This is a genomic window from Cohnella baijiui (genome assembly GCF_020731285.1).
Lineage (GTDB): Bacteria > Bacillota > Bacilli > Paenibacillales > Paenibacillaceae > Cohnella.
Window position 1 is genome coordinate 1 of the sequence record NZ_JAJFOW010000003.1, and the last position, 13426, is coordinate 13426.

Sequence of the window (13426 nt, forward strand, 5' to 3'; positions counted from 1 at the left end):
TGTAAACTACCTACATTCGCCGAAAGTGCCGCCCCGGCGCCAATGTGCGTATGCAAACTACCTACATTCGGCGAAAGTGCCGCCCCGGCGCCAATGTGCGTATGCAAACTACCTACATTCGGCGAAAGTGCTGCCCAAGCACGAATGTGCGTATATAAACTACCTACTTTCGCCGAAAGTCCCTCCCAGGCGCCAAAGTGCGTATGTAAACTACCTACATTCATCGAAACTGTCGCCCCGGCGCCAATGTGCGTATGCAAACTACCTACATTCAACGAAATCCCAGCCCGCGCGCCAATGTGCGTATGTAAACTACCTACTTTCGCCGAAAGTCCCTCCCAGGCGCCAAAGTGCGTATGCAAACTACCTACATTCATCGAAACTGTCGCCCGAGCGCCAATGTGCGTATGCAAACCACCTACATGCGCCGAGAGCGCCGCCCGCGCGCCAATGTGCGTATCCTAACTACCTACATTCACCGAAATCCCCGCCCGCGCGACCTCCATTCGCCGAAATCGCTGCGCCGCGAGCCACGCCGCATACACTAATGCCCCTCGCAAAAATGGATTGCCTGCGACGCCGGCGACAAGTATGCTAAGTGAAGAAAACGATATCCATGCGAGAGTGCAAGGGGAGACTAGCATGCGTGTATGGCAGTCCGTGCGCTTTAAGGTCGTCTTCGGCTTTATGCTGATCATCGCGCCTATGGTCTTGTTCCTGATTTACAACAACCTGTATGCCATGAACGTCGTGCGGCAGCAAATCTCATCGCACTACAACAAGCTCCTCACCCTCAACGTCATCGAGAACGACAAAGTCCTCGATGAGTACACCTCCTACCTCATCCGGTTGGACCACAATCCCGACGTTCCGATCATCCAAGCGCTGCGCAGCAATGACAGCGATTACACCCTGGCGAAAATCCGGCTCATGAACCAGTTCATGCTGGACTCGAGCGGCATCTACAACCGCAAGGACACGCTGTATATTTTCGACCGCAAGGAAGACGACCTGTACTTCGTCACCCAGGACAACTCGACCTACTCGGACAAGCGGGACTTCCTGCTGCAATGGTCGCGGGAGCACCTGCAGTCGAACGGCAAGCTCGACGAAGACGGCGCCCGCTGGATTTCGCTGACCGTCAAAAGCGGCGGCACCGACATCCATTATTTGATGCGGACGCACGATCTGGGCCTGAGCGCCTTTGCCGGCGTCATCGTCCGGTCGTCGTCGCTGCTGCGGGGATTGGAGGGCTTCGACGTCGGCGGAGAGGGCGGCGCCTTTGTGCTGGATCCTACCGGCCAGGTGCTGAACGACACGAGCTCCCCGCTCATGCAGGACGAGGCGTTCCGCCAGGCGATCATGAAGCAATCCGGGTCGTACGGCATCGTGAAGCAGGACGGCCGCTCCTATCTCGTGCTCGCCCGCGAGGCGGAGAAGGCGGACGTCGTCTACGCGATCGTCATGCGGGAGGACGACATTCTGCAGAACCTGCCCTTTTTCCAAAAGGTGCTCTATTACTGGATTCCGCTTCTGGTCGCGATTATGCTGTCGCTCTACCTGGTGTTTTTGCAGCGCATCATGTTCAAGCCGCTCGTCGATCTCATCCGCGGCATGCGCAAGCTGGGACAGGGGCGCTTCGACATCCGGCTGCCGACGGACCAGAGCAGCGAGTTCGCGTTCATGTCGGGGACGTTTAACCAAATGGCCGAGCAGATCGAGAGGCTCAAGATCGACGTCTACGAGGAACAGCTGCGCGTGCAGCGGGCGGAGTACAAGCATCTCCAGGTGCAGATCAACCCGCATTTTTACATGAACAGCCTGAACATCATCTACAACCTCGCGGCGCTGAAGGACTTCAAGTCCGTGCAAAAGCTGTCGCTGCATCTGGCCGACTACTTCCGGTTCCTCATGCAGAGCCACCGGGCGACGGTGCGGCTGGAGGACGAGATCAAGCATATCGAGCATTACCTGGAAATCCAAAAGGTGCGCTACGTCACGAAGCTCGAATACGAGATTCGCGTCCTGCCGCAGCACGCGGGATGGGGGCTGTCGCCGCTCATGGTGCAGCCGTTCGTGGAGAACGCGGTCATCCACGGCTTTAACAAACGGCTGCCGAACGGCTCGGTGTTCCGCATCGCCATCGCGACGGAGGACGATCCCGAGGCGCCCGGCCGCTACCTGCTCCTGACCGTGTCGGACAGCGGGCCCGGCTTCGAGCCGGCGCTGCTGGCGAATCTGCAGAGCGGCACGCACGCGGAGGGAACGGGCGAGCAGCATCTCGGCATCTGGAACGTGCTGCGGCGGTTCAAGATGCTGTACGGCGACAACGGCGGCATTTCGTTCGGCAACGCCGGGGGGGGCGGAGCTGTGGTGACGATCCGTCTCCCGTACGAACGGCTGCGCGCCATCGAGTCGGAGGAGCTCGCGCGGCCGGACGAGAGCGGGGACCGGTCCGCGTGAGCGCGGCCGGAAGTTCCATGCAGGCTTTAGAAAACGTTATCGCAAAAAGAAAATCATCCGGCAGAGGGACAAAAGGGGGAGAAGCGTCATGTTGACGATGCTGGTTGTAGACGACGAAATCTATGCGCTCAAGGGGATCACCCAAGGGATCGATTGGAGCGACCTGCCGATCGGGACGATCCTGGAGGCGGAGGACGTGCCCGAGGCGCAAAAGCTGCTGGAAGGGGAGCAGGTCGACCTGGTTATCTCGGACATCGAGATGCCGGGCGCCAACGGGATCGAGCTGCTGCGGCATATCCGGGAGCGCTCGCCGGCAACGCTTACGATCTTCCTGACCGGCCATGCTCGGTTCGAATATGCGCAGGAGGCGCTGCACTACGGCTGCTTCGACTACGTGCTGAAGCCCGTAGACCACGACGTGCTCAAGGAAATCGTTCGCCGGGCGGTGCGGGAGATCGAGCGGCGCCGGGAGCAGCTGGCGTTCGAGGAGACGCTGGACAAATACCGGCGACAGTGGACGAACCAGCTGCCGGTGCTGGTCGAGAAGTTCTGGCAGGAAGCGCTGGCGGGGCGCCTGCCGCTGTCCGCGGAGCGGCTCGGCCGCGAGTTCGCGCTGTACGGCATTCCGCTAACGGCGCACGGCCGCGTCCTGCCGGTGCTGCTCAGCGTGGAGCAATGGGAAATGGAGCTGGACGCGCGGGACGAGAGCATCATGGAGTACGCGCTGCGCAAGGCGGCCGAGGAGATTATCGTCGGCGAAGCCGGTGCCGGCGCGGCGCTGCAGGACCGCAGCGAGCGGAGCGTCGTGCTGCTGTACGCGCGTGAAGCCGGACCGGGAGAAGAGACGGGAGCGGGCGAATGGAACGCCGGAGACGCCGGCCGATCCGCCCTGCTCGCGCGATGCCGCGCGTACGTGCAAGCGTGCCAGGACTATTTCCACTGCAGGGTATCGTGCTACGTGGGCGGGCTGACGACGATCGCCGGATTGGCCGACGGGCTGGAGAGCCTCGCCCGGCAGGAGCGGGCCAACGTTTCGCGGACGCAGACCGTCATCGACGCGCTGGCGGAGCGGGACGACGCGCAAGCCGGAAGCGGGACGGGGACGGGCGGACTTGCGCTGCCGCCGTTCGTCGAGTGGGGCATCCTGCTGGACAACGCCAATACCGACGAGCTGATCGCCGCGATCGAAAACGCGCTGCAGCGGTTCCAGAGCGACGGCGCGAGCCGGGAGCAGCTGGAGCTGTTCTACTACGGATTCGCGCACATGCTGTACCAAACGGCCTTTCGCCAAGGCATCCCGCCGGGCGAGCTCGTCGCGTCCCCGGAGCTCGGCGAAGGGCAGGGCTGCCGCACGCCGCAGCAGATGCAGGCCTGGGCGACGAAGCTGGTGCGGAAGGCCGCGCTCGCGCTGCAGGACCGGCAGCGGGACGCGTCCGCCGTCGTCGCGAAGATCCAGTCGTTTATCCAGGACCATCTGCACCAGGATCTGAGCCGAGACGACATCGCCCAGTCCGTTTACCGGAATCCGGCCTATCTGTCGCGCCTGTTCCGCAAGGAAACGGGACTGTCGCTCACCGACTATATCGCGCAGACGAAGATCGAACGGGCCAAACGGCTGCTCACGGACACGAACGACAAGGTCAGCAACATCGCCGAAGGGCTCGGCTACGTCCATTTCTCGTATTTCGCCAAGCTGTTCAAAAAGATTACCGGCCTCACCCCGCAAGAATACCGCAAAAAGCACCAAGCGGTCTGAAGAAGCCATGAAGGCTGCGGGACGCGTACGAGGTCCATGTCACAATTGTGCTATGTGAGTCACCCCAGTAGATAGATGGGCGGCGGACGCTCCCTGTACAATGACATCACAACCGGAACAGAGATAAAGACAAGACAAAGGATTGTGATGGAGATGGACCAAGCTACGCAGGCGGCGGCGCAGCCCGCGCCGGCCAAGGCCAACGCGAAGACGAAGACGCTGAATCAGGGGTACTGGCAAAAGTACGGCATCTTTTACCTCATGATGGCGCCGGCGCTCGTCGTGTTGATCATCAACAACTACATCCCGATGATCGGCGGCCTGATCGCCTTCAAGAACATGACGTACGCGTCGCCGAGCTTCTTTCAGAATTTCATGGACAGTCCGTGGGTCGGCTGGGACAACTTTCACTACATGTTCACCAGCAGCGACGCCTGGAGGATTACGCGCAACACCATTCTGTACAACGCCGTCTTCATCGTCATGAACCTGATCGTCGGCGTCAGCTTCGCGCTCATGTTCAACGCGATGCGCAACCGGCGGCAAGCCAAGCTGCACCAGACGATTATGTTTCTGCCGTATTTCCTGTCGATGATCATTCTCTCCTACCTCGTCTACGCGTTCCTGAACCCGGACATCGGCATCATGAACCGCTTCATCCTGCCCTGGTTCGGGGCGCAGCCGATCGACTGGTTCTCGGATCCGAAGTGGTGGCCGGTCATCCTGCCGATCGTGAACACGTGGAAGGGCATCGGATACTACGCGGTCATCTATCTCGCCGCGATCGTCGGCATCGACAACGAATATTACGAAGCCGCCCACATGGACGGCGCCACCAAGTGGCGGCAGGTCTGGAGCATCACGATCCCGCTCATCCGCCCCGTCATCATCATCATGACGCTGCTGCAGATCGGCCGGATTTTCTACGCGGACTTCGGCCTGTTCTTCCAAGTCACCCGCAACGCGGGCGCGCTGTACGACACGACGCTGGTCATCGACACCTACGTGTACCAAGGCTTCCTGGTCACGGGCGATATCGGAATGTCCTCGGCAGCAGGGCTGTACCAAGCCGTCATCGGATTCATCCTGGTGCTCACCGCGAACCTCATCGTCCGCCGCATCAGCAAAGACGACGCCCTGTTCTGACCGACCCATTCCGAAGGAGGATTCCCCATGGCTACCGCCCACGCAACCGCGGTTAAAAAGAAGCGATTTTCCGCCAACGAAATTTCGAACGGCGCCAATACGGCGATCAATACGTTTTTCTGGATCTACAGCCTGCTGTGCGTCCTGCCGCTGCTCCTCGTCGTCGCGGTGTCGTTCTCGGACGAGAAATCGGTGGCCCTGAACGGCTACAAGCTGTGGCCCGAAAAGTTCAGCCTGGGCGCCTACGACTTCCTGCTCGCCGACTGGAAGCCGATCGTGCAATCGTACGGCGTCTCGATCTTCATCACCGTCGTCGGCACGATCGTCTCGCTGACGATCATGACGATGTACGCGTATCCGATCTCGCGCCGGGACTTCAAGCACCGCCACGTCTTTTCGTTCATCATCTTCTTCACGATCCTGTTCAACAGCGGGCTCGTTCCGTTCTATCTGGTCTACAAGCAAGGGCTTCATCTGCAAAACACGCTGCTCGTCCTGATGCTGCCGCTGTTCGTTCAAGGCTTCTTCGTCATCCTGATCCGCACGTTCTTCTCGAATTCGATCCCGCCGGCGCTGATGGAGTCGGCCAAGATCGACGGCGCGGGCGAGCTGAGGACGTTCTTCCAGATCGTCATTCCGCTTTCGCTGCCGGTGCTCGCTTCGGTCGGGCTGCTCTCGACGCTGAACTACTGGAACGACTGGTTCCTTAGCCTGCTGTTCATCTCGCAGGACAATCTGATGAGCATCCAGTTCCGGATGTACAAGACGCTGCTCGACATCGCGTACCTCAGCTCCAACTCGCAGGCGTACTCGGCGATCATGCAGGCGAATCCGAACTTCCAGATGCCGAGCGAGACCGCGCGGATGGCGATGGCCGTCGTCGGGATCGGGCCGATCATTTTCATCTACCCGTTCTTCCAGCGGTACTTCATCCAGGGTCTCACCGTCGGCGCCGTCAAGGGCTGACGGGGCCGGCACGCCCCGGGCTCGCGCTCCGGCCGTCCGCGGCTTGCCTATACGCATGGCTTCTACCGGTTACCGGCCGGTTCGAGCATATTCGATTTTTACCTCAGAAAAGGGAGGCAACACCCATGCTCAGCAAGAGCAAATTCGGCAAGTCCGCACTAGCGCTCGCGGCGCTGGCGACCGTTCTCGCCGGCTGCGGCGGCAACAACAACAGCGGCGGCAACGCGTCGCCGTCGGCATCCGCCGAGCCGTCCCCGAGCGAGTCGGAGTCGGCTTCGCCCGCGTCCGACCTGAAGGATTACAAACTGACGCTTTTCCTCCCCGGCACGCCGCCGAAGGACGAAGCGAAGGTCGAGACGGAGATCAACAAGATTTTGAAGGAAAAGATCAACGCCACGCTCGACATCAACTTCATCGATTGGGGCCAATGGGACAACAAGATGAACCTCGCGATCGCTTCCCGCGACCCGATGGACATCATCTTCACCGCGTCATGGAACGGCCACTCGGCGAACGTCGCCAAGGGTGCGTTCCTGAAGCTGAACGACCCGAGCGGCAAGTACGGCAACCTGCTGGAGAAATACGGCCAGGACATTCTGTCTACGCTGCCCGAGGCGTTCCTCATGGGCGCCAAGATCGACGGCTTCAACTACGGCGTGCCGACGAACAAGGAGCTCGCCGAACAAGGCGGCATCGTGTACCGCACCGACATCGCCGACGAGCTCGGCCTGACGGATCAGATCAAAGCGGTCAAGTCGATCGCCGATCTCGAGCCGATCCTGGCCCAGGTCAAAGCCAAAAAGCCGGATATGATCCCGATCTTCATGCGCGACGGCGAAAACTTCAACGCCCACTACTTCGCCAAGTACGACTACCTGGGCGACAGCACGATCGACGGCGTCATCATGAAGGACGGCGAAGACACGACGGTCAAAGCCCGTTTCGACCAGCCGCGCTACAAGGAAACGCTGAACATTACACGCGACTTTTTCAAGAAAGGCTATATCAACAAAGACGCCGCGACGACGCAGCTCGGCGTGAACGACGCGCTGAAGAAGGGCAACGTCTTCATGGTGCCGTCCCCGCTGAAGCCGGGCAAAGACGCCGAGCTCGCCAACGCGACCGGCCTCGCCGGCAAGCTGGGCCAAGTGGCCATGACCGCCCGCACGGTCGCCACGAGCGACACGGCCGGCTCGATGCTGGGCATCTCCTCCACTTCCGGCGATCCGGAGCGCGCGATGATGTTCATCAACCTGCTGCACTCCGACAAGCAGCTGAACAACCTGATCAACTTCGGGATTGAAGGCGACCACTATTCCCGCGAAGGCGAGATCATCTCGCCGACGGCGAACACTGGCAACTACAGCATCGGCGCCGCCTGGATGCTCGGCAGCCAGTTCCTGAACTACGTCTGGAACACGGAAGCGCCGGACAAATGGGAGCAGTTCAAGGCGTTCAACACCGACGCGCACAACTCCCCGGGGCTGGGCTTCACGTTTAACGCGGAGCCGGTCAAGTCGCAAGTGTCCGTCGAGAGCAACATCCGCAAGCAGTACGATCCGGGCCTCGACACGGGCTCCATCGATCCGGCCAAGGCGGAAGAGTACTACAAGAAGCTGAAGGCCAACGGTCTCGACGACATTATCGCCGAGAAGCAAAAGCAGCTGAACGCCTTCTTGGGCAAGTAAGGCCCGGCTCTTATTAATAAGTAGAAATGTTGAAGATAGAGAGCAGCAAAGAACCGTCGGGCGCCGCGCGCCCGGCGGTTCTTTGCTTAGGCGGGGGCGGTTCGAGCGAAGCGGTGACGAAGCGATGAACAAAGGCGGCGCGCGGGTCGGGACGGCGGGCGGTCGCGTTGACATTGCGATGACGATTCGCTAGCATGGATGATGAAGCATTTATGCGCTCGGTTACCTATTTAAAATGAGCTGTGTATGAGTTAGACAGGCAAGGAGGCGCCTCCATCATGAAGCCCGGCGTATTGGTCATCAGCCACGGTTCGCGGGAGCCGGCGTGGGTGTCACGGGTCGACGGCATCGTGGATGCCGCGCGGGCGCGGCTGAACGATCCGGTGCAACTCGCGAGCCTCGGACTGGCCGAGCCGATACCGGTCGTGGCGTGTTATCTCGAGCTTGTCGAGGGCCGGCTCATCCAGGACGGCGTGCATGCGCTGGAGGCGCTCGGCGTGACGGACATCGCGGCGGTGCCGCTGTTCGTCTCGAGCGGGAGCACGCACGTCGACGAGATCGGCTGGGCGCTCGGTGCGTACGAGACGCCGCGGCGGGAGACGGATCTGGCGCCGGTCGCGGTGCGCGCGCAGCTGCGCTACGGCCAGCCGATCGGCGGCGATCCGGAGATCGCGGACGTGCTGGCGGATAAGCTCGCGGGGCTAAAGGGATTGGATGTTCCGGGGGAACTGGGCGAAGGGACGTCTGACGATAAAGAGATGGACGTGCTGCTGCTCATCGGGCACGGCAGCGACGAGCCGTGGTTTCACGAGGCGTGGCGGACTGAGCTTGGCAGCCTCGCCGCGGAATTGGCGGCGCGGTGCGGATACGCGGACGCGGAGACGGCGATGCTGCGGCCGGACGAGGTCGCCTCGCGCGTTGCGCTGCTGCGGGCGCGTCGGCCGGGGGCGCGGGTGATCGCGCTGCCGGTTTTTCTGAGCGAGGGCTACTTCACGTCGGAGGCCATTCCGCGGCGGTTGGCCGGGCTCGACTGCGTCTATGCGGAGGGCGCGCTGCTCCCGCATCCGCGGGTCGGCGACTGGCTTGTGCGCCGTGCCATCGCGGGATTGACCGACATCCAAGAGGACGGCAGGAGATCGTAGATAAGAGGGGATCATGTTGGACAATCGGATCAGAGCGAGATTGATATATAATCCGACATCCGGCCGGGAAGAAGTGCGCCGGCGGCTGCCGGCCATCCTGCAGAAGCTGGAGCGGGGCGGCATCGAGACGTCCTGCCACGCGACGGAGCGAGAGGGAGACGCGGTACAGGCCGCATCCGACGCGGTGGAGCGGGGCTTCGATCTCGTCATCTCCGCCGGCGGGGACGGAACGCTGAACGAGGTGGTCAACGGTCTCGCCCGGCACGAGCGCAGGCCCGCGCTCGGCATCCTGCCGCTCGGGACGACCAACGACTTTGCCCGCGCGCACGGCATCCCGAAGCGTTGGGACCAGGCGTGCGACCTGATCGTCAAGCGCTACACGCGCCCGATCGACATCGGCCAGGCGGACGGCAAATACTTCATCAACATCGCCGGCGGCGGCTCGCTCACCCAGCTCTCGTACGAGGTGCCGAGCAAGCTCAAGACAATGATCGGGCATCTCGCCTACTATATACGCGGATTCGAGAAAATCGTCAGCCTGCGTTCGTTCCAGATGAAGATCGTGGCCGAAGGCATCGGCGAATTCAACGACGAGTACATGCTGTTCCTCGTGGCCAACAGCAACTCGGTCGCCGGCTTCGAGAAGCTCGCGCCGAACGCTTCGACGGGCGACGGCCTATTCGACGTGCTGCTCATGCGCAAGTGCAACCTGGCCGAGTTCATCCGGATCGCGACGCTTGCGATGCGCGGCGAACACGTGAACGACTCGCACATCACGCTGTTCCAGACGAGCAAGCTGGAAGTGTTCACCGACGACGGCGTCCAGCTCAACCTCGACGGCGAGTACGGCGGCGACATGGCGGCGTCCTTCACCATCCTGCCTTCGCATATCCATATCATCGTAGACGAGCTCGGGGAGTCCAGCTATCATCGGTAGGGTGGTCGCCTTGTGGCAGAACGCGAATAGATGTAAAAGTACATCTAATTTGGGACGAAATCATCTGGATTCGATGATTAGTTGTAATTGTACATTTAATTTGGCGGATTTCCGCGTTTGGAACGGTTACACGCGAAATTAGATGTACGAATGCAGCTAATTCGGCATTCTAAGGATAAGAGAAGGAATTTAGTTGTAGAATTGCATTTAATTGCGGGACGGGGAAGGCCCGCGAGTGGAAGAGGCGCGCGAGGAAGAAAGTGCGAGTGGAAGAGGCGCGCGGGGAAGAACGTGCGAGAGGAAGAGGCAACCGGGATAGAAAGTGCGAGTGGAAGAGGCACGCGGGATAGAAAGTGCGAGAGGAAGAAAGCACGTAACGTAGGCATCCAGCGTGCATCGATAGATGGAACGGAGTGGTTAGGCGATGCGCCACAACAAGCACGGAGGCGCCCGCAGGGTGCCTACCCGTCCAACCGGGCTGCCGGTGGACGTGGGACAATCGATCGTCACCGACATCGTTGGGTTGACGCATGAAGGCGAAGGGGTAGGCCGGGTGGACGGGTATACCCTTTTTGTCTCGCAGGCGCTGCCCGGCGACAAGGTGCGCGCCAACGTGGTCAGCGTCGGCAAGTCGTTCGGCCGCGCGCGGATGACGGCGCTGCTCGAGCCGAGCCCGGACCGGCGCGGGGCGCCGTGCCCGATCTTCGACGCGTGCGGCGGCTGCCAGCTGCAGCACTGGGACTATGCGGCGCAGCTGCGGTGGAAGCGGCAGCACGTCGCCGACAATTTGGCGCGCATCGGCAAGCTGCCGATCGCGCCGCTGGACGGCGGCGCCGCAGCGGGCGACGGGGCGCAGGCGTCGGACGGGCGGCCGCCCGTCGTCGTCCATCCGATCATCGGGATGGACGAGCCGTGGCGCTACCGCAACAAAGCCCAGGTGCCGATCGGCACGGGCGAGGGCGGACTGGTCGGCGGCTTCTACGAGCAGGGCAGCCACGACATCGTCGACATGGAGGCCTGCCTCATTCAGCAGCAGGAGAACGAAGACACCGTCCGCGTTGTCAAGACGATCGCCCGCTCGCTCGGTTTCTCCGCCTACGACCGTACGACGGGCCGTGGCCTGCTTCGCCACGTCATTGTCCGCCACGCCCAGGCGACCGGCGAGCGAATGGTCGTCTTCGTCACCAACGGCCGCGACCTCCCGCATCGCGACGAGCTCGTCGGCCTGATCCGCGAGCAGGTGCCCGGCGTTACGAGCATCTGCCAGAACGTCAACACAGCCGCATCGTCACTCGTCTTCGGCGAGGAAACCATCGCCCTGTGGGGCAGCGACGTCATCTACGACGAAATTGGCGACATCCGCTTCGCGATCTCCGCGCGCTCCTTTTTCCAGGTGAATCCAATGCAGACCGAGCGATTGTACAATTCGGCTGTTCAATATGCCGGGCTCACCGGCGAAGAGACCGTCGTCGACGCCTACTGCGGCATCGGGACGATCACGCTCTTCCTCGCCCGCCACGTCCGCCGCGTCTACGGCGTCGAGATCGTCCCCGAAGCCATCGACGATGCCCGCCGCAACGCGCAGCTGAACGACATCCGCAACGCCGAATTCGCCGTCGGTCCGGCCGAGGTCATTCTCCCTCGCTGGCAAGCCGAAGGCGTAACGCCCGACGTCATCGTCGTCGACCCACCACGTAAAGGCTGCGACCCGGCGCTGCTGGAGACGATGCTCCAGCTCAAGCCGCAACGCATTGTCTACGTCTCCTGCAACCCGTCTACGCTCGCGCGTGATCTTCGCGTTCTCGAGGATGGCGGTTATCGGACGGTCGAAGTGCAGCCGGTGGATATGTTTCCGCATACGGTGCATGTGGAGTGCGTGGTAGGAATATGTCGGGTCGATACCTAGAAGTCCTTAATTATCAGTATTCTGCGCAGTATGCGTCGTTTACGATTGCCGGAAGCGACTTTAGGAATAAGGTACTGAACGATAAAATTGAGGTTTCTATTGTTTTGGATTTGAAATGGGTGGCTACTTCAAGTGAATTTTAGTTGAAGCATAGAAAGTTCAGAGAACACCTTTCAGGGTGTTTTCTTTTTATATAACTATTTTTCAAAAAAGCCGGTGTTGCCTTTGCTGCTTAGTGCATTTTTTATTCCGGCATTGGCTTTATTAGTTTGAGCTAAGAATCTAATCAATCTGGGGATAGACACTCCTCTTAACGCAGAAAGATGAATTCTCACTATCGTAATACTTTTACCCTTTTATTTGCTTTTGAAATTACAGATAATGAAGTAAAGCTGCACCAATAAAAATATTGCAGGAGGAAATCCCGTGTATATTGACTTTGTTAAAAACGATTATTCCGATAAGAGCGAATCTGAAGCTGCTCAGCATATAGAGCAAGATAAAATCCATCTGGGGAAAATTATTCAGGAACGTATACGAAATGAAATAAGCGAGATAGCAGAGCGTTGGTATGAGTTAGATGATATTGGATACTACAAAATTAACGAGCGATTCTTTGACTTATTAAAGGAAGCAGAAAATCTCTATTCATTTGGATACTACATTGGCACGATTTCAGTCATTGGTATTACCAGCGAAGAATTTTGCAAGTACATGGCTTCAAATAACAATATTCAAGATACGGATCTTAAGCAAATAGATAGATTAAAACTTCTAAAGTCAAGAAATGTTATATCTCGGGCAACTTTCCGGCACTTCAACACCATTAGGGCTATAAGAAATGATTGTGTTCATTTCAATGTAAATTTTAAGAGACTGAGCCAAGATGAACTAAAAGAACGTGCAATAAAGGCAATAAATTGCTATAAGGCTGGATTGAAGGAAACAATTAGTCCAGAAGAATTGCCCGTTGACGAAGTTCTGGAGAAACTAATTAGTAATACGAGATTGTCGTTTGAAGACTTCAAGTTAAGGCAGCGAAATATTTATAAAATTAAAAATGGAATTGACTTAAAAATTGCTCCCGGCATCAAAAATTTGAGCTTCACATCAAACTATTATATTGCAGAAATAGACATTACCACTGATCTCTTCAAAGAGATGACCCTTTTTGATATAGAAACAGGCGGAATAGTTGTCGTTGACTTGACATTACCTCAAGTAAAAATGATTGAGGAAATGCAGTTAGAGGTGGGGAATGTAATATTGGCGACACTCCTTTCTAGAGTTAGTTCAGTTGGTCAAAGTGAGGAATGGTTTTTACTAAACATTGCAGATGTTTATTATGGACACTACGTAATTTAATAGGAAAGTCGAATTACCGAGATATGTCTATTTAGAATGTGGGACAATAAGACCATC

At 58.8% G+C, this 13426-nt stretch carries 10 protein-coding genes; 9 read left to right on the top strand and 1 reads right to left on the bottom strand.

The window, feature by feature from the left end; all coding sequences use genetic code 11:
- Positions 1-377: hypothetical protein (locus tag LKX83_RS03635; protein WP_227880823.1), on the bottom strand; the 377-nt coding region annotated here is incomplete at its 3' end.
- Positions 378-642: 265 nt separating this feature from the next.
- On the opposite strand from LKX83_RS03635, the gene LKX83_RS03640 reads away from it, so the two are divergent.
- The 9 genes from LKX83_RS03640 (at position 643) to LKX83_RS03680 (ending at position 13369) form a co-directional block, all read left to right on the top strand.
- Complete coding sequence (locus tag LKX83_RS03640; protein WP_227880824.1) at positions 643-2463, top strand: sensor histidine kinase; 1821 nt, start codon at positions 643-645, stop codon at positions 2461-2463.
- Positions 2464-2551: 88 nt separating this feature from the next.
- Positions 2552-4219: a response regulator transcription factor gene (locus tag LKX83_RS03645; protein ID WP_227880825.1), complete on the top strand. Its 1668-nt coding sequence runs from the start codon at positions 2552-2554 to the stop codon at positions 4217-4219.
- Positions 4220-4372: 153 nt separating this feature from the next.
- Positions 4373-5365, top strand: coding sequence for an ABC transporter permease (locus LKX83_RS03650; RefSeq protein WP_227880826.1), 993 nt, complete (start codon positions 4373-4375; stop codon positions 5363-5365).
- Between the two features lie 27 nt (positions 5366-5392).
- Positions 5393-6331 (top strand): carbohydrate ABC transporter permease, encoded by a 939-nt coding sequence (locus tag LKX83_RS03655; RefSeq protein ID WP_227880827.1) that lies wholly within the window; start codon positions 5393-5395, stop codon positions 6329-6331.
- Positions 6332-6456: 125 nt separating this feature from the next.
- On the top strand, positions 6457-8019 hold the full coding sequence (locus tag LKX83_RS03660; RefSeq protein ID WP_227880828.1) for an ABC transporter substrate-binding protein: 1563 nt from the start codon (positions 6457-6459) through the stop codon (positions 8017-8019).
- Between the two features lie 278 nt (positions 8020-8297).
- Positions 8298-9161: a sirohydrochlorin chelatase gene (locus LKX83_RS03665; protein WP_227880829.1), complete on the top strand. Its 864-nt coding sequence runs from the start codon at positions 8298-8300 to the stop codon at positions 9159-9161.
- Between the two features lie 13 nt (positions 9162-9174).
- Positions 9175-10098, top strand: coding sequence for a diacylglycerol kinase (locus LKX83_RS03670; RefSeq protein ID WP_227880830.1), 924 nt, complete (start codon positions 9175-9177; stop codon positions 10096-10098).
- Between the two features lie 424 nt (positions 10099-10522).
- A complete protein-coding gene (rlmD, locus tag LKX83_RS03675) occupies positions 10523-12004 on the top strand; it encodes a 23S rRNA (uracil(1939)-C(5))-methyltransferase RlmD (RefSeq protein ID WP_227880831.1) in 1482 nt (493 codons plus the stop codon).
- A gap of 426 nt (positions 12005-12430) precedes the next feature.
- Positions 12431-13369 carry a hypothetical protein gene (locus tag LKX83_RS03680; protein WP_227880832.1) on the top strand — a complete coding sequence of 313 codons (939 nt, stop codon included), beginning with the start codon at positions 12431-12433 and terminating at the stop codon, positions 13367-13369.
- Positions 13370-13426 lie beyond the last annotated feature (57 nt).

Excerpts from the sequence above, each read along its gene's own strand:
- LKX83_RS03640 (WP_227880824.1), top strand. The coding sequence starts at position 643 with ATGCGTGTATGGCAGTCCGTGCGCTTTAAGGTCGTCTTCGGCTTTATG.
- LKX83_RS03645 (WP_227880825.1), top strand. The coding sequence starts at position 2,552 with ATGTTGACGATGCTGGTTGTAGACGACGAAATCTATGCGCTCAAGGGG.
- LKX83_RS03650 (WP_227880826.1), top strand. The coding sequence starts at position 4,373 with ATGGACCAAGCTACGCAGGCGGCGGCGCAGCCCGCGCCGGCCAAGGCC.
- LKX83_RS03655 (WP_227880827.1), top strand. The coding sequence starts at position 5,393 with ATGGCTACCGCCCACGCAACCGCGGTTAAAAAGAAGCGATTTTCCGCC.
- LKX83_RS03660 (WP_227880828.1), top strand. The coding sequence starts at position 6,457 with ATGCTCAGCAAGAGCAAATTCGGCAAGTCCGCACTAGCGCTCGCGGCG.
- LKX83_RS03665 (WP_227880829.1), top strand. The coding sequence starts at position 8,298 with ATGAAGCCCGGCGTATTGGTCATCAGCCACGGTTCGCGGGAGCCGGCG.
- LKX83_RS03670 (WP_227880830.1), top strand. The coding sequence starts at position 9,175 with ATGTTGGACAATCGGATCAGAGCGAGATTGATATATAATCCGACATCC.
- rlmD (WP_227880831.1), top strand. The coding sequence starts at position 10,523 with ATGCGCCACAACAAGCACGGAGGCGCCCGCAGGGTGCCTACCCGTCCA.